General features: G+C 39.5%; 19 protein-coding genes. 11 read left to right on the top strand and 8 right to left on the bottom strand.

The window, feature by feature from the left end:
- Positions 1-3: 3 nt before the first annotated feature.
- Complete coding sequence (locus tag AC0JIQ_RS15235) at positions 4-1,452, bottom strand: leucyl aminopeptidase (RefSeq protein ID WP_474202124.1); 1,449 nt, start codon at positions 1,450-1,452, stop codon at positions 4-6.
- Between the two features lie 157 nt (positions 1,453-1,609).
- On the opposite strand from AC0JIQ_RS15235, the gene lptF reads away from it, so the two are divergent.
- The 5 genes from lptF (at position 1,610) to AC0JIQ_RS15210 (ending at position 7,137) form a co-directional block, all read left to right on the top strand.
- Positions 1,610-2,710, top strand: coding sequence for an LPS export ABC transporter permease LptF (gene lptF / locus AC0JIQ_RS15230; RefSeq protein ID WP_004659434.1), 1,101 nt, complete (start codon positions 1,610-1,612; stop codon positions 2,708-2,710).
- Positions 2,710-3,780 carry an LPS export ABC transporter permease LptG gene (gene lptG, locus AC0JIQ_RS15225; RefSeq protein ID WP_004659432.1) on the top strand — a complete coding sequence of 357 codons (1,071 nt, stop codon included), beginning with the start codon at positions 2,710-2,712 and terminating at the stop codon, positions 3,778-3,780. Before lptF ends, lptG begins: the two co-directional genes overlap by 1 nt.
- 14 nt (positions 3,781-3,794) lie before the next feature.
- Positions 3,795-4,289 carry a putative molybdenum carrier protein gene (locus AC0JIQ_RS15220; protein ID WP_474202123.1) on the top strand — a complete coding sequence of 165 codons (495 nt, stop codon included), beginning with the start codon at positions 3,795-3,797 and terminating at the stop codon, positions 4,287-4,289.
- Positions 4,290-4,407: 118 nt separating this feature from the next.
- Positions 4,408-5,952 (top strand): 2,3-bisphosphoglycerate-independent phosphoglycerate mutase, encoded by a 1,545-nt coding sequence (gene gpmI / locus AC0JIQ_RS15215; RefSeq protein ID WP_004659428.1) that lies wholly within the window; start codon positions 4,408-4,410, stop codon positions 5,950-5,952.
- Between the two features lie 9 nt (positions 5,953-5,961).
- Positions 5,962-7,137 (top strand): S41 family peptidase, encoded by a 1,176-nt coding sequence (locus AC0JIQ_RS15210; RefSeq protein WP_087545139.1) that lies wholly within the window; start codon positions 5,962-5,964, stop codon positions 7,135-7,137.
- 40 nt (positions 7,138-7,177) lie between these two features.
- Here the strand turns inward: AC0JIQ_RS15210 and AC0JIQ_RS15205 are convergent, their stop codons facing one another.
- The 3 genes from AC0JIQ_RS15205 to gacA are packed head-to-tail and all read right to left on the bottom strand — an operon-like array spanning position 7,178 to position 10,842.
- Positions 7,178-8,608 (bottom strand): sigma-54-dependent transcriptional regulator, encoded by a 1,431-nt coding sequence (locus AC0JIQ_RS15205; protein WP_474202122.1) that lies wholly within the window; start codon positions 8,606-8,608, stop codon positions 7,178-7,180.
- A 22-nt stretch (positions 8,609-8,630) separates the two neighbouring features.
- Positions 8,631-10,187 carry a sensor histidine kinase gene (locus tag AC0JIQ_RS15200; protein ID WP_474202121.1) on the bottom strand — a complete coding sequence of 519 codons (1,557 nt, stop codon included), beginning with the start codon at positions 10,185-10,187 and terminating at the stop codon, positions 8,631-8,633.
- Between the two features lie 19 nt (positions 10,188-10,206).
- Positions 10,207-10,842, bottom strand: coding sequence for a response regulator transcription factor GacA (gene gacA, locus AC0JIQ_RS15195; RefSeq protein WP_005163158.1), 636 nt, complete (start codon positions 10,840-10,842; stop codon positions 10,207-10,209).
- A 210-nt stretch (positions 10,843-11,052) separates the two neighbouring features.
- On the opposite strand from gacA, the gene pbpG reads away from it, so the two are divergent.
- Entirely contained in the window at positions 11,053-12,120 is a 1,068-nt protein-coding gene (pbpG, locus tag AC0JIQ_RS15190) for a D-alanyl-D-alanine endopeptidase PBP7/8 (protein ID WP_474202120.1), read from the top strand.
- A gap of 161 nt (positions 12,121-12,281) precedes the next feature.
- On the top strand, positions 12,282-13,184 hold the full coding sequence (locus tag AC0JIQ_RS15185) for a hypothetical protein (RefSeq protein ID WP_474202119.1): 903 nt from the start codon (positions 12,282-12,284) through the stop codon (positions 13,182-13,184).
- Between the two features lie 55 nt (positions 13,185-13,239).
- Here AC0JIQ_RS15185 and thrC read toward each other — a convergent pair whose 3' ends face one another.
- The 4 genes from thrC to xerD form a co-directional block, all read right to left on the bottom strand.
- Entirely contained in the window at positions 13,240-14,379 is a 1,140-nt protein-coding gene (gene thrC / locus AC0JIQ_RS15180) for a threonine synthase (RefSeq protein WP_004659414.1), read from the bottom strand.
- Positions 14,380-14,437: 58 nt separating this feature from the next.
- Entirely contained in the window at positions 14,438-15,739 is a 1,302-nt protein-coding gene (locus tag AC0JIQ_RS15175; RefSeq protein ID WP_004659413.1) for a homoserine dehydrogenase, read from the bottom strand.
- A 127-nt stretch (positions 15,740-15,866) separates the two neighbouring features.
- On the bottom strand, positions 15,867-16,682 hold the full coding sequence (locus AC0JIQ_RS15170; protein WP_005163146.1) for a DsbC family protein: 816 nt from the start codon (positions 16,680-16,682) through the stop codon (positions 15,867-15,869).
- Between the two features lie 119 nt (positions 16,683-16,801).
- Positions 16,802-17,722 carry a site-specific tyrosine recombinase XerD gene (gene xerD, locus AC0JIQ_RS15165; protein WP_474203277.1) on the bottom strand — a complete coding sequence of 307 codons (921 nt, stop codon included), beginning with the start codon at positions 17,720-17,722 and terminating at the stop codon, positions 16,802-16,804.
- Positions 17,723-17,872: 150 nt separating this feature from the next.
- On the opposite strand from xerD, the gene AC0JIQ_RS15160 reads away from it, so the two are divergent.
- From AC0JIQ_RS15160 to murD, 4 genes are all read left to right on the top strand, one after another.
- Entirely contained in the window at positions 17,873-18,133 is a 261-nt protein-coding gene (locus AC0JIQ_RS15160; protein WP_034600743.1) for a FeoA family protein, read from the top strand.
- On the top strand, positions 18,130-19,983 hold the full coding sequence (gene feoB / locus AC0JIQ_RS15155; protein ID WP_004659407.1) for a ferrous iron transporter B: 1,854 nt from the start codon (positions 18,130-18,132) through the stop codon (positions 19,981-19,983). Before AC0JIQ_RS15160 ends, feoB begins: the two co-directional genes overlap by 4 nt.
- Positions 19,984-19,995: 12 nt before the next feature.
- Positions 19,996-20,247, top strand: a complete 252-nt coding sequence (locus tag AC0JIQ_RS15150; RefSeq protein WP_474202118.1) for a DUF6587 family protein — start codon at positions 19,996-19,998, stop codon at positions 20,245-20,247.
- A 399-nt stretch (positions 20,248-20,646) separates the two neighbouring features.
- Positions 20,647-22,005 (top strand): UDP-N-acetylmuramoyl-L-alanine--D-glutamate ligase, encoded by a 1,359-nt coding sequence (gene murD / locus AC0JIQ_RS15145; RefSeq protein WP_474202117.1) that lies wholly within the window; start codon positions 20,647-20,649, stop codon positions 22,003-22,005.
- Positions 22,006-22,010 lie beyond the last annotated feature (5 nt).

Raw genomic sequence — 22,010 nt, 5'->3', positions numbered from 1 at the left:
AGATTAGTTATTCGTTTCAACACGATTAGCTAAAAACTGCATAAGTAATGGTACTGGGCGTCCAGTTGCACCTTTAGCTGCACCAGATAACCATGCTGTACCAGCCACATCAAGATGTGCCCAACGATAATCACGAGTGAAACGCTCAAGGAAACATGCTGCGGTTATTGCACCACCATAAGGACCACCAATATTGGCAATATCGGCAAACGGTGAATCAAGGAGTTCTTGATATTCTTCCATCACAGGCATACGCCATACACGGTCGAGTGATTGTTCACCAGCAAGTTGTAATTCTTGTACAAGTTCATCATCTGGAGAGAATAGCCCACTGACGACTTTGCCCAGCGCAACAACACATGCACCTGTAAGTGTCGCAATATCAATCACAAGCGCAGGATTAAAACGTTTGATATAAGTGAGGGTGTCACATAGAACCAAACGACCTTCTGCATCAGTATTCAAAATTTCTACAGTTTGACCACTCATGGTCGTCACAATATCTCCAGGGCGTGTTGCATGACCTGAAGGCATATTTTCTGCTGCTGCGATCGCACCGATAACATGAATTGGGAGTTGAGCTTCGCAAAGTGCTTGCATAGTACCTAATACAGAGGCAGCACCACACATATCGAATTTCATTTCATCCATACCTAAGCCTGGTTTCAATGAAATACCGCCTGTATCAAAAGTAACGCCTTTACCGACAAGTACGATAGGTGCTTGATCAGCTTTCGCGTGATATTCAAGTGTAATAATTCTGCCTGGTCGATCAGAGCCTTTACTTACAGCAAGAAAAGCATTCATCCCTAAATCAGCCATTTGCTGTTCATTCAGGATAGTGACTTTTAATAGGTCAGGGTATTGTGCTGCAAGTGCAATCGCCTGATCTGCAAGGTATTCAGGGAAGCAAATATTTCCTGGGCGATTGCCTAAATCTCGAGCGTAATTTTGTCCAGATTGAACTGCGTGGACGAGCTTTAATTGAGCATCATCAAGTACAGTTTCATTTGCAACTAGATTAATGGTTTCTAAGATGAACTCATTTTTTTTTGATTTAAACTCATCATAGGCATAGGCTGCTTGAGTTAAACCTAAGACAAAGAGGTAATGTAAATCAGTCGGTAATGCGCTGAGATCTACAGTGATTTGTCTAAATTTATTTTGTGATGATTTGATAATCGTTTGTGCAAGTTTTGCTAATTTTGTCGCTTTCAATTCAGCACTTTTGCCTAAACCGAGTAAATGTGCATTGGCTTGTACAGCGATATTGGTAATCAGGGCAATATTTTCATTAAAACCAGCTTTGAATTGTGTAGCATTCAGAACATCTTCTAGATGATTGATTTGATAACTATTTAAGTTCTGTTGTAATTGTTCTGAATCAACCAAAATCCACAAAGATTCACTAGACGACTGTGTTGGGAATGCGGTATGAAGGGTAAATTTCATTGTTTGTATAGAACCTAAGCAGCGAAAAAGAAAGATAAGTCCATTAAACACTTTCAGATATGAGGTTGCAATCCGCAACAAGCGATAGGTTTTATATTTTTAACATTCGGGTAAACTAGCACTACCCCTCGATTGGTCTATTTTTGGAAGCATTACTTTGATTATTCGGCGTTATCTCGTCAAACAAGTGGTCTCCACCTCTTTGGTTGTGACTGCTTTGCTCACTTTAATTATTATGGGTGGGCAGTTAATCAAGATTTTTGGGCGAGCTGCACAGGGTCGTTTAGACGCTAGTGTGTTGCTGAGTATCATTGCTTATCGTTTGCCAGAGTTTCTAACTTTAATTTTGCCATTGGGTTTCTTCATTGGACTCATGCTGGTTTTTGGTCGTCTATATGTTGACCATGAAATGGCAGTTTTAAATGGTAGTGGTGTTAGCCGTAATCAGTTGGCTAAACTTTTATTGCCGATGACATTTGTTTTTTTGATTGTTCAAGCAATATTAATGTTCTGGGGTTCATCATCTGGAATTCGTGCTTACGAAAGCTTGATGCAAACACAAGCAGTGCGAGCAGGGTTTGATTTGGTCCGACCTAAAGAATTTATTTCTTCAGGTCCTTATACCATTTACGCAGGTTCACTTTCTGAAGATCGCAAAAATTTAAAAGATATTTTTTATTATCAGAAAGCTGATCGTGAAGATAAACCAGATGTCATGATTTTAGCCAAAGAAGCGACACGTGTCGAAATGGCAAATGATACAGCGAATGTCGTTGATTTGGTTCAAGGTCGCCGTTACGAAATTTATCCGAATCAGCCGCGCTATACCCAAGCAGAATTTCAATCTTATCGCTTACGTTTAGAGAATGATAAAGACGTTAAGTTTGAAAGCGATGATGTTGAAGCTTTATCGATGTCTAAGCTATGGGAAAGACGTGATGACCCTGTTATTCGCAGCGAGCTTGGTTGGCGTATCTTTGGTCCATTTGTGATTATTGTTGGATTGATGCTTGCGGTTGCGTTATCTGAAGTAAGTCCACGTCAAGGTCGATATTATCGTCTTATTCCATCTATATTTATTTTTGCTAGTCTTATTGTATTAATGATCGCAATTCAGACACGAATTAGTAAAGGTGAGTTAGACATCTGGGCTTATCCTGTCGCATTAATGATTTATGCTATTGCGGCGGCAATTTTTGCACGGAAACAAAAGTTAGCACCAAAACTTAAGAAAAGTATTCAGCGAGTGGGGTTGTAATGTTAGCACGTCGAATAGTCGCCAAACATGTGACAAAAACTACAGTTCTTGCAATGCTGGGCACAACGCTCGTGTTATCTTTTTTACAAATATTATTCACTTACTTAGGTGAATTAGGTTCGCTGAAACCAACTTATAACGCATGGCAAGCTTTCCTATATGTGATATGGGGCGCACCGAGTTATTTGTATGATATTTTACCTGTTGCAGCGTTAATCGGCTCTGTTTTAGGTTTGGGTGCTCTTGCTTCGAATAGTGAACTGATCGTCATGCGTTCGGTTGGTATCAGCCTGTGGCGTATAGTGGGTTGGGTGATGCGCTCAGCTTTACTTTTAATTGTATTGTCTTTTGTATTGAGTGAATGGGTGATTCCTTATACCAATGAAAAAGCACAAAGCATTAAAAAACAACGTAGCGTAGCGGCTTTAGGTGAGGTAAAAGGTTATTGGTCACGTGAAGGCCAACGTTTTATCTATATTGATTATGCGAATTCCCAAGGTCAATTACGTAATATTCAAGCGATTGATTTTGATCAGAACTATCGATTGCAGTCCTTTGTCACTGCTGAAAAAGGCCAATTTTTAAAAGATGGTCAGTGGACTTTAGAGAAATCACATCAGGTTGATTTACTTGCTCAAGGGAATGCGATTAAAACGGATCACGAGCAACAAGCGTTAGGATTGGCTTTACAACCTAAATATGTACACATGGTGACTTTGGACCCAGATGATTTATCACCAAGTCAATTGATTAGTTTTATGCAGTATTTATCAGAATATAGCCAAGTTCCAAAGACCTATGAGTTAGCCTTTTGGAAAAAAGTCACGTCTCCATTTGCACTGATTACGTTGGTTCTTATTGCCTGTTCATTTATTTTTGGTCCATTGCGTCAGCAGTCGATGGGTTTTCGCTTGGTTATCGCACTTTTCACTGGGTTAGGGTTCTTCTATTTACAAGACTTTTTAGGTTATGCAAGCTTGGTTTATGCACCGTCACCTGCTTGGTTCGTATTATTACCAGTGGTATTGATGTTCATGATGGGTAGCTATTTATTATATCGAGCAAGGTAGAAAATTAGATTTCTATGCACATTAAAATTATATCTGGTGGACAAACCGGAGTTGATAGAGATGCTTTAGATGCCGCATTAGATTTAGGGGTGCCGTGTGGTGGCTGGTGTCCCGAGGATCGAATGGCAGAAGATGGAAGGATTCCAGACAAGTATCCTTTAATTATTTTAGCAGAGAGTGGCTATCGAAAGCGGACCAAACAGAATGTTCGAGATAGTGATGCAACAGTCATTATCTATTTCGATTATATTTATCCCAAAGGTGGTACAGAGCTTACGTTATTAGAATGTATCAAGCAGTCCAAAGCATATTTGCTTATTGATGGAAATGAGATTTCGATTGAGCGAGCAGCAGAGCGGATCTATTTATTTTGCCATCAGAATAATATTACTGCTTTAAATGTCGCAGGTCCCAAAGGGGCGAGTTTGCCTCAGGCACATAGTTATACCCAACACGTCATCACGCAGATGCTCAATAAAATAATTAATCAAGATCAGCCCCAAACTTGAATATAAAGATGATTCCCGATGCTTTTGATTGATGAAAGCCATCAGTAACGCCATAGAGAATTACAGTAAATTTGGGTAAAATACGCCGATCAAATGATAGACAAACAGAGAGTCCATTATGACGGATGCAAATGCTGGCAAAATTCCTCACGTTCTTGTAATTATGGATGGTGTAGGACATCGTGAAGCAGTTGAGGATAATGCATATTTAGCAGCAAAAACACCAAATCTGACTGCGATGAAAGCAAAGCATCCAAATAGTTTGATTTCAGGTTCTGGTGAAGATGTAGGCCTACCTGATGGACAAATGGGCAACTCTGAAGTTGGTCATATGAACTTAGGTGCAGGTCGTGTTTTATATCAGGACTTTACACGGATTACTAAAGATATTCGGACAGGTGCTTTTTTTGAGCATGAAGTGTTAGTTGATGCGGTTGAAAAAGCCAAAGCAGCAAATGGTGCCGTTCATGTCATGGGGTTGTTGTCACAAGGTGGTGTGCATTCGCATGAAGATCATATTGTGGCGATGTGTGAGCTAGCATTAAAACGTGGCGCAACAGTATATCTACACGCTTTCCTTGATGGTCGTGATACCCCTCCACGTAGCGCAAAGCCTTCATTAGAAAAATTCGATGCTTTATTTGCTCAGTATCCAAATCAAGGTCGTATCGTTTCGATGATTGGCCGTTATTTTGCAATGGATCGCGATAACCGTTGGAATCGTGTTGAACTCGCTTATCGTTTAATGACAGAAGGCGAGGCAGTACGTGTTGTAAACTCAGCTGTAGAAGGTTTAGAGCAAGCCTATGCAGCAGAAGAAAATGATGAGTTTGTTCAAGCAACACGTATTGGTGAAATTGCCAAAATCCAAGATGGCGATAGTGTGGTTTTCATGAACTTCCGTGCTGATCGTGCGCGTGAAATCACCCGTGCCTTTGTTGAGAAAGATTTTACTGGGTTTACGCGTAAAGTCGTTCCAAGTTTATCTAAATTTGTGATGCTAACACGCTATCAGGCAAGTATTGATGCACCAGTTGCATACATGCCAGAAGAGCTTAAAAATTCCATCGGTGAATATTTATCTGGTTTGGGCAAAACCCAATTGCGTATTGCTGAAACAGAGAAATATGCACATGTGACATTCTTCTTCAGCGGTGGTCGTGAAGATGAATATCTGGGAGAGAAGCGTATTTTGATTCCCTCTCCGAATGTCGCGACCTATGATCTAAAACCAGAAATGAGTGCCTATGAAGTCACTGATGAGTTAGTGAATGCTATTAATTCGGGTGAGTTTGACCTTTTGGTTGTCAATTACGCCAATGGTGACATGGTCGGACATACTGGCGTATTTGATGCAGCCGTGAAAGCGGTTGAAACCGTTGATACGTGTTTAGGTCGTGTCTATGAAGCAGTAATGGCAAACAAAGGTCATATGTTAATTACAGCGGATCATGGTAATGTAGAGCAAATGCAAGACTACGACAGTGGACAAGTTCATACCCAACATACCACTGAATTGGTGCCATTTATTTATGTGGGTCCAACTCAAGCAACGATTGCAGAGGGTGGTGTATTGGCTGATGTGGCACCAACATTACTTCATTTGATGAATATTCCTGTACCTTCCGATATGCAAGGCAAGAATTTAATTACTTTAAAATAAGGTGAACATATGACCCAACACAACAACATTTATCGAGGATTGTTTGCGAGTTTGTTGATGTGTTGGGGATCGCATACGTTATCTGCACCTATTACACATGCCTCAGGATGGGGGGAAGAGACTACAAGTCGGAATGCTGAAGTGCCACTTGAATCTATTCAGCAATTTGTACAGATTTATGGGATTGTGAAAGATAACTACGTTGATAAAAAAACAGACGATGCACTTTTTCAGCAAGCAATCAAAGGGTTGGTGAGTGGTTTAGATCGTTATTCTCGTTATTTATCAGCCGAAGAATACCGCCAGCTTATTCAATATACTGAAGGTGATCTGGCTTCTGTTGATTTCAATTTAAATTACGATGCTCATACTCGTTTATGGCAAATTCAAGACCTAAAATCAGGATCTGATTCTAGTAAGTTGGGTTTGCGTAATGGGCAGGCCATACTCAAAGTCGATAATCAAGAATTAAAGAGTTTAAATCAGGATCAAGTGCAAGGTCTGCTTTATGGCTCGATAGGCAGTACCGTACAAATACAACCGGAAAATAATAATAGCACGGTGATTTTGGTTCGAAATAAAAAAGTTGAGACAGATATTGAACCTGTTTTACTACATAATCAGGTGCTTGTACTTAAAATTAGAGTGTTTCAACAAGATACAGCGAATGAAATTAAACGTTTAATCGAAGAATATAGTACAACTAAACTCAAGGCTGTCGTTCTTGACCTGCGTAATAATCCAGGTGGTTTATTGTCTGCTGCTGTTGAATCAACAGATTTATTCTTGAATCAAGGCTTAATTGTGACAACAAAGAGTCGTTCAGAAGGAGATCAACAATTTCAGGCTTTACCCTCAAATGAATTTCAAAATATAAAATTAGGTATCTTAATCAACCATCGTTCAGCCTCGGCAGCTGAAGTATTCACCGCAGCATTAAAAGAACATAAACGTGCGTGGGTTGTAGGTGAAAATAGCTATGGAAAAGGTGTAGTACAGAAATTATTTCCATTACCGAGTGGTGCAGCACTGCAAATGACGGTCTCACATTATTACACACCCAATGGGAACATGATTGAAGGTCAAGGGATTCAACCGAATCAAAGCTATCCGTTGTTACCTGAAATGAAAGAAGATGGTTATTTGGAACACGTCACAGATTTGGTTCTAAAAAGTAAAATTTAATTAAAAATAAAGCCCCTATTTAGGGGCTTTATTTTTAAGACTATTCATCATCTTCTGTATCTAAACCAAATTTTTTCAAACGATAACGTAAAGAACGGAAAGTCATTCCTAATTTCTTAGCTGCTAACGTTCGGTTCCAATGGGTTAAATTCAGTGCATTGAGAAGAATCTCTTTTTCAATATTTTCTAAATAGCGTTCCAAACCTTCTGGCGGTAGTTTTTTTGAACCCATCATTGGACTTGCACCGACTGTTGAATGATCATTTTCTTCTTGTGAGGAAAATGAAATACTTGGTGTCGGAATTGGACTACGTAATGGTGCAGTTTGTAGATGAGCAAGATCAATTGTTTCATCATCACTGAGCGTAATTGCACGTTCAATAATATTTCGAAGCTCGCGTACATTACCTGGAAAATATTGTTGCAATAAGAATTGTTCAGCACGAGAAGAAAGGGTTTTGACAGAGACTTCCCATTCTTGGCTAATTTTTTGAATAAAGTGATTTGCTAACAATAAGATATCTTGCCCACGTTCACGTAAAGGAGGTAATACAATATCCATGACGTGAATACGGAAGAATAAATCTTGTCTGAAACGACCTTGTTGTACTAGTAATTCAAGATCTTGATGACTCGCACTGATGACACGGAAATCAACATCAATTTCTTGATCTGAGCCGACAGGGCGAATTTTCTTTTCTTGTACAGCACGAAGCAGTTTTACCTGCATACTTAAGGGTAATTCAGCGATCTCATCTAAGAATAAACTACCACCATGTGCGGAAAGAATTAAACCTTGTTTGTCTTGGGTTGCGCCTGTGAAACTGCCTTTTTTATGACCAAATAGTTCGCTTTCCATTAACTCTGTTGGAATAGCACCACAGTTGATCGCAATAAAAGGTCCTTCGCTACGGTTACTCAGACGATGAACTAAATTGGCAACAACTTCTTTTCCTGTCCCCGATTCACCAGTAATAAAGACAGGGGCTTGAGATCGAGCAATTTTCTTTAAAGCAATGCGTAATTGCTGAATGGGCGTAGATCGACCAATGAGAAGTTTATTTTCTAGTGCACTTTCAGCAGCTTCTTGTTCAGGCTGTGGTCGATTCAATGCTTTTTGAATCAATTGATCTAGGTGAGTTTGATTGACAGGTTTACTGACAAAATCAAAAGCACCTGCTTTTAATGCAGCAATTGCAATATCCATATTGCCATATGCTGTTAATACTGCAATTGGTGTGTTGGGATAGTTTTGTGTGACATGTTTAACTAAGTCCAGACCGTTGCCATCTGGGAGATTCAAATCTGTTAAACAAGCATCGTACTGAAACTCGGTAAAGAATTTTTTTGCTTGCTCTACACGATAGGCAAGATGAGTTTTAATGCCCATTCGTGCGAGCGTCATTTGCATTAAAAGACATAAGTCTTCTTCATCGTCTACGAGTAAGACGAGCGGTTGTTTAGTTGCCATTTCCCCGAAAAACCTAATCTAATCAATGAATTTTTGAGCATTCAATCCTGAAACATGCTCCTTGTTGTCGCTCTACGTAAGTGAGCTTTGCATGATTTGCCTCACAAAAGGTGTGAGACAAATACAATCCTAAACCAGTTCCTTTAATTTCGGTACTAAAAAATGGTTTGAATAGCTGAGAAATATCTCGTTTTGCGACACCCGTACCAAAATCGATCACATCAATACATGTTCTGCCATCTTTTAAGTCTACATTCACTTCAATAAATTGAGCATCAGCTGCATTGTGCCGCAGGGCATTTCGAATCAGATTAATTAAAACTTGGCGTAATTGTTTCTCATCAAAAAGAATATTAATTCGTTCTGCAAGATTGAGTTTAATCATATGTTTCGCATCGACTAAATCTTCATTTAATAGGCTTTCAAAAAAATCGGCAAGTTGAATTACTTGTGGCTCAGTTGGTTTGTTGCGTGCCATGCCTAATGTATCTTGTACAATATTATCAATACGTCTAGCTTGTTTGCTGATCATACGACAGAGCATTTCTTGTTGATGACTATCACTTTCTTTAAATAATTCATTGGCCTGCACAATTGCCGCTAAAGGATTCCGAATTTCATGTGCAATACTTGCAGAGAGTTGACCGAGCGCGGCGAGTTTTAATTGTTGAACTTGTTGCGTGAGTTTTTGTGCATCTTTCAAGATAAGTAAAATTAATGATTGTTCAGGGACGATTAGGTGTTTAACACGGACATTAATAGTGTAAGGACTTTGTTGTGATTCAAAACTAAATTCTTCACCATCTTCTAAGTCACTAAATTTAATTAACTCGAATAAGTCAGGTTGCCATTTAAGTAATGGTGTTTTTTCAGGAGAAACAGGAATATGAATGCCTAATAATGTATTAGCGGCTGGGTTACTCAGTACAATATGGTTACTGGTATCTAAAACTAAGTAGCCATCTTCGATTTGTTCCAAAATATAGCGGTTAATATTTTGCAGCTGATGAATTTCAATCGACTGATGAAAAGTGAGTGTTTCTAAAATCTTAAATCGCTGAACTGCAATACGACCAATTGCGTGTACTACAAAAAATAAGAAAGCAAGTAATGCACTATTGCCTAAGTTATTGTAATCAAAGAAATTTCCAAGGAAGCGCTGGTAAACCACCATAATAACGGCAAAAAGGGTCACAATCAGTGAAAGATGAGCATTCAGGAGAATTGCTGAGGAAAAAATAATGATGACGTACAATAAGCTTAATTGTAAGTTTGGACCGCCTGCTGAAAAGGTAATCAAACTTAAACAGATCACGTCTATAATAAAAATAAAAATGAGCTGTTTGCTGATTTGTAATGGAACAATTTTGAGTAAAAAAAGCTGAAAAATATTAAAGCTGATATAACAAATCAGAGTGTAAAAATATAAAAATGGATAATCATAATTGGTAGCGAGCTCCTCTGCGGTAAGTAAGTAAATAAGAATCAGACTGATTGAAATAATCAGTCTGTATCCACTATACCAAATTCCGAGCCGATAAACGGTTTGGGACACTGATGACGCAATTTTTCCCAACATAAGCGATCACTTAATATGATTAAGGTTTAATGAGTCCATAACGGATGGCGAGATGAGTTAACTTTACATCACTATCAATTGCTAGTTTTTCGAAAATGCGGTAACGATAAGTATTTACGGTTTTAACACTAACAAATAATTTGTCAGCGATTTCTTGAGCACTAATACAATTAACCACCATCATTGCGACTTGCATCTCACGCTCAGAAAGTGCATCAAAAGGAGATTGTTGCGTATCTGAAAGGTAAGAACTCGCAAGCTGTTCAGCAATATCTGCACTGAAATATTTACCACCTTGCATCACTTTATTGATTGCACGTACCATTTCTGAAATAGGCGCGCCTTTTGTGATATAGCCTTTTGCACCTGCTTTTAATAACAACGATGGATAAGGTTCTTCCGCTAAACCACTGACAGCAATCACTTTAGTCTCAGGTGCTGTTTGTAAAAGGCGACGTGTTGTTTCTACGCCACCAATTCCTGGCATATTGACATCTAATAGTACAACCTGAGGATGCTTTAATCGAACTAAAGCAATCGCTTCTTCTCCAGATTCAGCTTGTCCAATGACTTCTACATCTGGGTGGTCTTCCAACATACGACAAATGCCTGTACGTACGAGTTCATGATCATCAACAACGAGAACAGTGATCAAGAAGACCTCCTTTTTTCAAAAAAACGATTTTTTTGTTACATAAAGAAAAATGAGCTTGCAATCAAACGACAAAATTAGCAATCCTATTCTCCATGTTTAGAGAATAGTTGTACACAATTGTGTCTATAAAAGCTTTACCCGATTTGTTCAAATGTAAGGCATAATGTTATTAAGCGCAAATGTGCAGCGTCCCGAGTTGAGTATTGTGTCGTGAAAAATTCTAAAAAATCTATCATGCATGCCTTGAGCATGTCTATTTTGTTGGCTCTTAGTTCAACAAGTTATGCTGAGTTGGTTGTAAATAACAATCCAGTCTCTACAAGTGCGAATAGTTCTTCAGCTTCGTTAAATTGGTCTGCAAGTGATGCAAGCCAATTGATGGAAGATGATGATTCATTAGAGATCAGCCCGCAAGGTTCAACTTCGGTTACGACCACTTTACGAAGTGGTGGTTCTGCAAGTATTAGTTCATCTGCAACGCCACAAAAAAGCATACAGATTCGAGATACCTCTCATTTCAGTAGCCAACCCGCTGTAAATGCACGTGCAGCTTTGGTGATGGATGCACAAACGGGCGAAGTACTGTTTAGTAAAAACAGTAATATGTCGGTACCGATTGCCTCAATTACCAAATTGATGACGGCTGTGATTACCGCAGATGCACGGCTGAATATGTCGGAAGAAATCACGCTACAGCAAATTGATTTTGCGGGTGCAGGTGGAAAGAATTCAAGTTCGACCTTGAAAGTAGGCGATACCATGAATCGAGCGGAACTTTTGTTATTCGCTTTGATGAAATCGGAAAATCCTGCTGCGGCAGCATTAGCGAGGACTTACCCAAGCGGGCGTTCAGCATTTATTGCTGCAATGAATGCTAAAGCAAAACAATTAGGAATGACCTCAACCCGTTATGCAGAATCAACAGGTTTAGATCCTCATAACGTTTCTTCCGCACGTGATCTTGGTATTTTGGTGAGTGCTGCTTCTCAGTATGGCTTAATTCGTCAGTTTTCCACTACACCAACCTATGATTTTAATTTAGGTTATCGTGTGCTTAAGTCAAATAATACCAATGCTTTGGTACGTAATGGTGGTTGGAATATTAACCTATCTAAAACGGGATATATTGGTGAGGCTGGGCGTTGTGTGGTCATGCATGCAACCGTTAATTCGCGTCCTGCTGTAGTCGTGCTATTGGGAGCTTCAACTTCTCAGGCACGTACCAATGATGCAACCAACTTATTAACTTGGCTGAGTACTTTACCGAAAAGAATTTAATTGCTTATGAACGTAAAGCTCCTCATCTGAGGAGCTTTTTTTATATAATAGAACGACATTTCATGACGTAAAAAATACTTTTTAACTTCTATTTTGAGCAATTTTTGTTAAATTATGATTCTTAATATTTAAAAATTACACACTAAAATTGGGGAATTAAAATGACAAACTATGTTATTCGTGAAAAAAGCTTTGGTTATAACGACGAGGTTTTTTATGTAATTGGACATCGTATGAGCAATGTGTTTGATAATAAACAGCAAGCCGAAGCGGTCTATAAACAACTTGAAATTAAAGCTGCACGTAACTTTTTTTTATATGAAGTTGAATCATTATTTGATGCAGATGAAGCATTATTAAAAAAATTGGATGATTTTGTCTTTTCACGTTGTGGTGAACATATTTATCAGGAGGGAGGGGTTTCTCGAGAAACGTTGCCTGAAAGCTTAAATGATGAAGATACTTTTGAGTTTATTCAACTTGCTAACATGCAAAGTTATCAATTGATTCATTTTGATCAAGATATTAAGTTCTATGGTTTATGGTCAGTGAAAAAACAAGCATGGGTGGAAGAGCATGATGAGTTTTTTGCAGGTTTAGCTTATGCGGATCAACCTGAACAATTAAAAAAGAATGTCAGAAGCATTTTTGCAGATTACGATTATGATGATATTGAGTTGAAAGGTTCATTCGAAGATTTATCGGAACAACCTGTATTATTACAAGCCTTAATAAAAAATAATAAAGCATTAAAATATAATAATAAAAGTCAAACATTAATTATTATGCAAAGCTGGGAAGAGGAGGGTTTATATGCGGTTAATCCTTTATTAAAACAGCCTTTATTTGAAATCAAAGAAATTGGTTTAGAGGAAATTCAAACGATTGAAAAAGAATTGGCCAAGCAGTATAGCTATGATGAAGATGAATGGGGAGCCGAAGAAGAGGGTGGAGAAGACTTTGATGCCGAAGCCCTTGAACTGATTCAGGAGTTGGCCGAAGAGTTGGAATTGAGCGATGAACAGCGAGCTGAACTCTTTGAGGAAGTTAAAAAAGAATCTTAAAGCCTGAAAATCAAAAAACCTGCTGTAGCAGGTTTTTTGATTTATCAATAATAGCTTACATATTCGAAAGAATTGAATCTTTCACTTGAGCCATCGTTGCATCGATTGACAACATGACAGCATCAGCACATTGTTTGATTGCAGTATCTGGGTCTTTTAAACCATTGCCTGTAACGGTACAAACGATTACAGAACCTTCAGCAATTTTACCTGCTTTAATGTCACGAATTGCACCGCCAATAGACGCTGCTGAAGCAGGTTCTACAAACACACCTTCATACATAGAAAGTAAGCGTTGTGCTTCAAGAATTTCGCTATCTTGAAGTTCATCAAACCAACCTTTTGAATCGCGTACAACTGCTTTGGCATGATTCCAGCTTTGTGGGTTGCCAATACGAATTGCCGTTGCGATCGTTTCTGGGCTTTCGACTGGAGCACCACGTAAGAATGGCGCTGCGCCAGAAGCTTGATAACCTACCATAGTCGGTAAACCTTCTGGTTTAGGACCTGTGAATTGATCTGTTGCAGCATCATAGATAACAGATTCAAATTGATCAGCAGGTTGATTTGCAACTGCTTCGGTATAACCCATCCAGTGAGCCGTGATATTACCTGCATTACCTACTGGTAAGCAGTGATAGTCAGGTGCACGACCCAATGCTTCTACAATTTCATAAGCAATCGTTTTCTGGCCTTGCAAACGGTAAGGGTTGATTGAGTTTACGATCGTCACAGGCGCTTGATCTGCAACTTCTTTTACGAGGCGCATACCATCATCAAAGTTACCGCGGATTTGCATGGTGATCGCACCATACATCATCGCTTGAGCCATTTTACCCATTGCGATTTTGCCTTCAGGAATTAAAACAAAGGCTTTAATTCCTGCACGCGCTGCATATGCTGCTGCTGCTGCTGAAGTATTTCCAGTAGATGCACAGATAATCGCTTTTGAGCCTTCTTCAACAGCTTTTGTTACAGCCATCGTCATACCGCGGTCTTTAAATGAACCTGTTGGGTTAAGACCTTCGTATTTCACATAGATTTCAACGTTTTTGCCAATAATACGTGGAATGTTCTCAAGTTTAATAAGAGGAGTATTTCCTTCACCTAGAGAAATTGCACGTGTAGTTGCAGACACAGGTAAACGGTCACGATAACGATCTACAAGACCAGTATAACGATTGGCATTCGACATGATGGTGTTCCAATATGAGGTAGAGCTGGGAGAGGGAATGCATTTTCCCTCAACCTGATTAACTATCGAGCGATTCTAAACGAATTCTTACGATTTCGCCACGAATAGCTGGTAATGCTTGAATTTGAGCAAGAGCTTCATCCATTTTTGATTCAACAATTGGATCTGTTAAAATCACGATTGGAATCAAATCTTTCAAGCGAGATTGCTGCATGATCGCATCAATGCTGATACCAGCACGGCTAAGGATGGTGGTTACATCAGCGAGTACGCCCGTTTGGTCTTCAGCATTTAAACGGATGTAGTATCCAGTCGTCATTTCTTCACGACTCAGGATAGGCATGTTTGTTAGTGCTTCAAATGCCAATTGTGGAATCGTTCCTGCACCATCTTCGGTATAAGAAATATCACGTACGATATCAATCACATCAGCAACAACTGCAGAAGCCGTTGGGCCAGCACCAGCACCAGCACCATAGTAAAGTGTTGGGCCTACGGCATGTGCTTGTACCAATACCGCATTTTTAACACCGTTCACATTGGCAATCAGTTGTTCTGCTGGAATCAGTGTAGGATGAACACGTAACTCAATACCATTACTTGCACGACGTGCAATACCCAAATGTTTGATACGGAAGCCAAGCTCTTCAGCATATTTCACATCTTGTGCTGTAATTTTGCTAATGCCTTCTGTGTAGACCTTATCAAACTGTAATGGGATACCAAAAGCACATGACGCCAAGATAGTGAGTTTGTGCGCAGCATCAATTCCTTCTACATCAAAAGTTGGATCTGCTTCAGCATAACCGAGTTCTTGAGCCTCTTTGAGGACATCATCAAATGCACGACCTTTTTCGCGCATTTCAGTCAGAATGAAGTTGCCTGTACCATTAATGATACCTGCAAGCCATTGAATATGGTTCGCAGCTAGACCTTCACGAATGACTTTAATAATTGGAATACCACCAGCAACAGCTGCTTCATAAGCGATTTGAACAGCATTATCTTCAGCTGCTTTAAACAACTCATTACCATGTTCTGCAAGTAATGCTTTATTGGCAGTGACAACTTGCTTGCCATGTTTGATGGCTTCCATGATAACTTCATAGGCAGGATGAATACCGCCCATCACTTCGACTACGACATCAACATCAGGTTGACGTACGATGTCCATGAGATCATCACTTTGTTTGATCCCTTCGAGTTGTAAATCTGGACGTGGACGGCGTGTGCCTACATGTGTAATTTGAATTTCGCGACCGGTACGGCGTTTAATTTCAGCAGCATTTTCTTGTAATAATTTAAGGGCTCCACCACCTACAGTACCAAGACCGAGTATCGCCAGACGAACTGGTTTCACGTCACACTCCATTTTATTCAATCATTTTAATGAAGCTTGATCATAGCTAAAAAAGTGCGCAGACACTAGGGCTAAGATCATCTTTAATCTGTCGCCCGAGTCGTGGTGAGACGGTGTGGAGAATGTTTTATTTTTCTAGGCGTTTAATGATTTCATCTGGAGTCATGTACCCACCTAAATATACACCTTCAACATTATAAATTGCAGGTGTGCCATTCACGCCCATATTTAAGCCTAATTGATATTGATCACGAACTGGATTTTTACATTCTGCTGATGCAACTGGTAAGCCTTGCGCAGCTTGATCGAATGCAGCTTTACGATCTTGACTGCACCAAATCGCTTGCATGGTTGGCATAAATTGCTCTCCACGTGGCCATGCGATGTAACGGACTTCAATGCCTTTCGCATTAATTTCGGCAAGATGTTCATGTAGTTTGTGACAATAAGGACAGCTTGAATCAGTGAATACATAAATGACGTGTTTCGCTTTACCCCCTTGTGCTGGGTAAACGATAAGGTCTTCTGTTTTGAGTGCTGCTAAGTGCTTTTTATTCTCAGTCGCTTGTAAAGCTTCACTCACATTTTTTAATTGTTTTTCACCAAGACGAATGACATCACCTTGAATGATATATTGCCCATCACTGGTCGCATAAACTGATCCCATGCCTTCTAGGCTTACCCAAAATAAATTTGGAACCTCAGTTTTTTTAATGGCAAGAATTTTGGCATTAATATTGGCGGTCTTAAAATGTTTTTCTAAAGTAGAAACTAGACGTTGTTGCGCATTACGTTCATTTAAAGTTGATGCTTCACCAGTGGCTGGTGCACTCGCTGTCAGAGCATCAGGCTTTTGTGCTGAATTTTCTTTTGAACAAGCGCTGATCAAAAGTGTTGAGGTTAATGCACATGCAATGAACAACTGAGACCGAGTAAACAACATAAACAACCTTTCATACTGTATTTATAAGCTTGCCCAAGCATACCAAAAATTTAAATTGACTTCGTTAAATCTTGCTGATGCTGTGTGAATGAAATCATATTGATAGATAAAAGGTGGTTTTATCCTCTTGGATGGTATTTGTTATGTAGTTCTTGCATCCGATGCTGAGCAACATGCGTGTAAATTTGAGTAGTTGATAAATCACTATGGCCAAGTAACATTTGCACAACACGTAAATCAGCACCATGATTGAGTAAATGTGTTGCAAACGCGTGTCGTAAGGTATGTGGGGATAGTTCAGCGAGAATATTCGCTTGTAGTGCATAACGTTTAATCGCATACCAAAAATTTTGCCGACTCATGATGCCGCCATGTTGCGTCAAAAATAAATAATCCGTACTACTTTTATAGAGTTGAGGTCGTGATTCGGCGAGATATTTTTCGATCCATTCACAAGCATGTTGTCCGAGAGGAACGAGGCGTTCTTTATTGCCTTTACCTGTAATACGAAGAAAGCCCTGTTTTAGATTAATCAATTCCAAACGTAAATTAAGTAGTTCTGATACACGTAAGCCACAGGCATATAACACTTCAAACATTGCTCGGTCACGGAGACCTAGCGCCGTATTGACATCGGGTGCATTGATTAATGCTTCTACATCTTTTTCTGATAAATCTTTGGGTAAAGCACGTCCAATTTTAGGAGAACGATGGTTTGCAACAGGATTATCATCCCGGAGTTTCTGTTCTCTCAGAAATTTATAAAATTGACGTAAAGCAGACAAGCAGCGTGCAATGGAGCGTGGGCTTTTGCCTGCTTTAGTGAGTGCAATTAAGACATCAGCAATGTCATCACTCGACCATTGCGTTAATGTCACATTAGGATGTAACTCAGCACATTGAACAAGATCTGATAGATAGGCATTGCGTGTATGTGGACTAACGGTTTGTGCAACTAAATAATCACGAAACCCTTGTAGAAAACTGAGATCTTTAGGAATCGTAACAGGAGTAGGAATACGGGGTTTTTTATTTAGCATCATCAGCAGAATCCTTCATTCAATGGCACTGTAAAAGAAAAATGAATTGTTGTCGATCTGTCACAAAAGCAAATGCCATTGATATTGTTTTTGGTAATTATTCTCATTTGCCTGTATACTCTAGGAGAAAAGAGTTTAGGGTTAGAAGCGGTGCGATTGTCAGCATTAAAAGTCAAGCAAACGGCGATGATCACAAAAGTGAATCGCTTAGTAGATGATACCGAACAGCCAGATCTTGTGGCTATTCGATTAGAGAGTTTGGGCTTTGTGCCCGGTACACAAGTGCAAGTGATTACCAAAGGTATTTTTGGTGGCGATCCGATTCTAATCCAAATTGGTTTTACTCGTTTTGCATTGCGTAAAACTGAAGCCGATAAAATTGAAATCCAATTTGAAGGAGCACCTGCATGAGTGATGCGTTACGTGTTGCCCTTGTGGGAAATCCAAACTGCGGTAAGACTTCTTTATTCAATCACTTAACTGGAACACGCCAGAAAGTTGCCAATTATGCAGGGGTAACAGTAGAGCGTAAGGTTGGACATTTTCAGTTGCCTTCAGGTCGAAATGTTCGAGTACTTGATTTGCCTGGCACATATAGTTTGCAAGCAACAAGCCCTGATGAAGAAATAACGCGTGATGTGTGTGAAGGTAAAATTGCTGAAGAAGGGCAACAAGATGCATTTTTATGTGTTGTTGATGCGACTAATTTAAAGCTTCATCTTGGATTAGTGCTAGAAATTATTGAGTTAGGTCGTCCTATCCTTGTTGTGTTAAACATGATGGATGAAGCACGTCGCCGTGGAATTCAAATCAATACTCAAAAATTATCAGAGCGATTGGGCGTTCCCGTGGTTGAGACAGTCGCTGTGCGTAACTCAGGTATTGAGAACTTACTGCACGCATTAGATCAACAAAAATATACAGTGCCGCATACCGAACTCAGTGGTTTAACGGGTGAGCATCATCAAAAGATCCAAATTATTTTTAAAGATGTGGTGAACTTTGTTGATCAGGAAGATAAGCGAACCGATTTTCTCGACAAAATATTTTTGCATCCTGTATTGGGCTTATTAAGTCTTGCTGTGATGATGTTTATTGTGTTCCAAGCTGTATTTGCTTGGGCTGCTCCATTTATGGATGGGATTGAAGGTCTTTTTGGATGGTTAGGTACGACACTTGGTGCTTATATCTCGCAGCCTTTGCTCCATAGTTTAGTCGTTGACGGAATTATCGCTGGGGCGGGGGGCGTTATTGTGTTCTTGCCTCAAATTTTGATTCTATTCTTTTTTATTTTGGTTTTAGAAGAGTCTGGCTATCTGCCGCGTGCTGCATTTTTGTTAGATAAATTGATGTTTAAAGCAGGCTTGAGTGGTCGTGCTTTTATTCCTCTATTATCGAGCTTTGCTTGTGCAGTACCAGGCATTATGGCAACGCGTAGTATTAGTGATCCACGTGATCGCTTTACCACGATTATGGTTGCACCATTGATGACTTGTTCAGCACGACTACCTGTTTATGCCTTATTGATTGCAGCATTTATTCCAAATCAAATGGTATGGGGGATTTTCAACCTACAAGGCTTGGTGCTATTTGGCTTATATATGTCGGGTATTGTCAGTGCTTTGTGTGTTTCGATTGTGATGAAATTTCTACAAAAAGATAAATCACAGCATGCTTTATTACTTGAGTTACCAAGTTATCGTATTCCTGATTTAAAAAGTGTCGGGATTGGATTATTAGACCGTGCCAAAATCTTTTTAAAACGTGTGGGTGGAATTATTTTCGCGCTTTCGATTTTACTTTGGTTTCTATGTACTTTCCCGCAAGCACCAGATGGTGCGACACAGCCTGCAATTGATTATAGCTTTGCAGGGATGTTAGGGCACCTGATACAACCAATTTTTGCCCCGATAGGATTTAATTGGCAGATTTGTATCGCATTAATCCCTGCGATGGCAGCGCGTGAAGTGGTTGTTGCAGCATTAGGGACGGTTTATGCCTTATCGGGAGCGAATGATGATGCTGTGGCACAAGGTTTATCTCATCTGATTAGTATGGATGGCACGGGTTGGTCATTGGCTACAGGTTTATCGCTATTGGTTTGGTTTATTTATGCTCCGCATTGTTTGGCAACTTTGGCGACCGTTCGTCGTGAAACAGGTTCATGGAAATATGTTGCAATCATGGCAACGTATTTGTTTGGCTTGGCTTATCTAATGTCTTTTTTCACCTACCAAATTGCATCACGCATTTGGGGCTAAAAGGAGTCGCTTATGTTTGAGTACTTGATTATTGCTGTATTAGTGTTATGGAGCACTTTTGTCGTTTTTAAGAAAGTATTCCCTAAAACTGCAAGTTCCTTGTCGCTTATTTTGTCAAATCTATGTCAGCGATTTGGTTGGCAGAGTTTGGCCATGTGGTTAAAACCTAAAGCTGTTATCGGATGTGCTGGTGGTTGTGGTTGCTCGACTGACGCGAATGAACCACAAAATAAAGAAGCGATTCAAACAGTAAAATGGCGTTGAATCTCTAAAAGCTCACATTGGATTGTGGGCTTTATTTTTTGATACTCTTGATTGTGAGTTCTTTGAAAATATGTCTCTCTTTAAATACGGGTGTTTTTCTTATTTTAGATCATTCAAAAAGAACCTGTAGCATGAATATGTTGGATTAAATAAATATTCAAAATCAGTCAACTTCTCGCCCATCTTTGAAACATCTCATTGCTAAAATACATTCATTTTAAAGTTAAAAAAATTTATATCTTGAATCAATAAGCCGAAAAAATAACAGTAAATTTTATCTGTTTAACGCTTACGCACTGACACAAAAAATATCGAATAAAATGAAAACTGAAAAAGCATTTAAAACAGTAAAGTGCTAACATTTTTGCCATTCTGTAATCTGCAAAAAATGGGGCAAAAATGTTAATACAACGTGGTGGATTAAAAGTTGTAGCTGGCTTAGGGATTTCGGGAGTGTCAGCAGTCAACTTCCTACATGAGCAAGGCTACCAAGTTGCAGTAACGGATTCTCGAGAAACACCGCCAGGGCATGATCAAATTCCTGCCGGTGTTCGTACCAGTTTTGGAAAGTTGGATACAGAACTTTTATTACAAGCAGAAGAAATTATTCTTAGTCCAGGACTTGCGCCTCAATTGCCAGAAATTCAACAAGCAATTGAACAAGGTATTCCTGTTGTTGGTGATATTCAAATACTACGTCGTGCTACTGAAGTCCCAATTGTTGCAATTACAGGATCAAATGCAAAAAGCACAGTAACGACGCTGATTGGGTTAATGGCACAAGAAGCTGGTCGAAAAGTCGCTGTAGGCGGGAATTTAGGACGTCCTGCATTAGATTTGCTCAAAGATAAGCCAGATTTAATTGTTTTAGAGTTATCTAGTTTTCAGTTAGAAACAACCTCAAATTTAAATGCAGAAGTCGCAGTTGTTTTGAATATGAGTGAAGATCATTTAGATCGTCATGGTGATATGCTTGGTTATCACAAGGCCAAACATCGAATCTTCCAAGGCGTAAAAAAAGTGGTCTATAACCGCGATGATAATTTAAGTCGTCCGCTGGTACCTGATGTTACACCAATGCAAAGTTTTGGTCTGAATGCACCTGATTTAAATCAATATGGTGTGCTTCGTGATGCTGATGGCACGATGTGGTTAGCACGTGGCAGAGCGCGTTTGATGAAAACCTCTGATATGTATATTCAAGGTATGCACAATGTTGCTAATGCACTCGCATGTCTGGCGTTGGGTGAGGCGATTGGTTTAGATACTGCATCCATGTTGGAAACACTCAAGCATTTTAAAGGTTTAGAGCATCGCTGTGAATATGTGAAAACAGTTTCTGGGGTGCGTTACTATAATGACTCTAAAGGAACCAATGTAGGTGCAACCCTTGCTGCAATTGATGGTTTAGGTGCTGCTATTGAAGTGAAACATGGCAAACTAGCCTTGATCCTAGGAGGTCAAGGTAAAGGGCAGGATTTCAAACCATTACGAGATGCGATTCAAAAATATGTAAAATCAGTGATTCTGATTGGTGAAGATGCAGCTGTGATTGAACAAGCTATTCAAGGTACCACTGTAATCCAACACGCAACGAATTTATCGGAAGCTGTAGCACTCGCGCAGAAATATACTCAGGCTGAAGATGTCGTTTTACTATCACCAGCTTGTGCAAGCTTTGATATGTTTAAAAGCTATAATGATCGCGGACATCAATTCGTGGCATGTGTAAATGCCCTGAATGAAAATAAAAATTAGGAACT

The organism is Acinetobacter sp. FB, assembly GCF_056033405.1.
Note: the sequence above shows the minus strand (reverse complement) of the source record. Positions and strands in the feature narration are given on the sequence as shown.

Coding starts and splice junctions, on each gene's coding strand:
- feoB (WP_004659407.1), top strand. CDS start 18,130: ATGAGTGATGCGTTACGTGTTGCCCTTGTGGGAAATCCAAACTGCGGT.
- AC0JIQ_RS15205 (WP_474202122.1), bottom strand. CDS start 8,608: ATGGCAACTAAACAACCGCTCGTCTTACTCGTAGACGATGAAGAAGAC.
- lptG (WP_004659432.1), top strand. CDS start 2,710: ATGTTAGCACGTCGAATAGTCGCCAAACATGTGACAAAAACTACAGTT.
- xerD (WP_474203277.1), bottom strand. CDS start 17,722: ATGCTAAATAAAAAACCCCGTATTCCTACTCCTGTTACGATTCCTAAA.
- AC0JIQ_RS15235 (WP_474202124.1), bottom strand. CDS start 1,452: ATGAAATTTACCCTTCATACCGCATTCCCAACACAGTCGTCTAGTGAA.
- AC0JIQ_RS15210 (WP_087545139.1), top strand. CDS start 5,962: ATGACCCAACACAACAACATTTATCGAGGATTGTTTGCGAGTTTGTTG.
- AC0JIQ_RS15170 (WP_005163146.1), bottom strand. CDS start 16,682: ATGTTGTTTACTCGGTCTCAGTTGTTCATTGCATGTGCATTAACCTCA.
- AC0JIQ_RS15200 (WP_474202121.1), bottom strand. CDS start 10,187: ATGTTGGGAAAAATTGCGTCATCAGTGTCCCAAACCGTTTATCGGCTC.
- AC0JIQ_RS15220 (WP_474202123.1), top strand. CDS start 3,795: ATGCACATTAAAATTATATCTGGTGGACAAACCGGAGTTGATAGAGAT.
- thrC (WP_004659414.1), bottom strand. CDS start 14,379: ATGTCGAATGCCAATCGTTATACTGGTCTTGTAGATCGTTATCGTGAC.
- gpmI (WP_004659428.1), top strand. CDS start 4,408: ATGACGGATGCAAATGCTGGCAAAATTCCTCACGTTCTTGTAATTATG.
- AC0JIQ_RS15150 (WP_474202118.1), top strand. CDS start 19,996: ATGTTTGAGTACTTGATTATTGCTGTATTAGTGTTATGGAGCACTTTT.
- murD (WP_474202117.1), top strand. CDS start 20,647: ATGTTAATACAACGTGGTGGATTAAAAGTTGTAGCTGGCTTAGGGATT.
- AC0JIQ_RS15185 (WP_474202119.1), top strand. CDS start 12,282: ATGACAAACTATGTTATTCGTGAAAAAAGCTTTGGTTATAACGACGAG.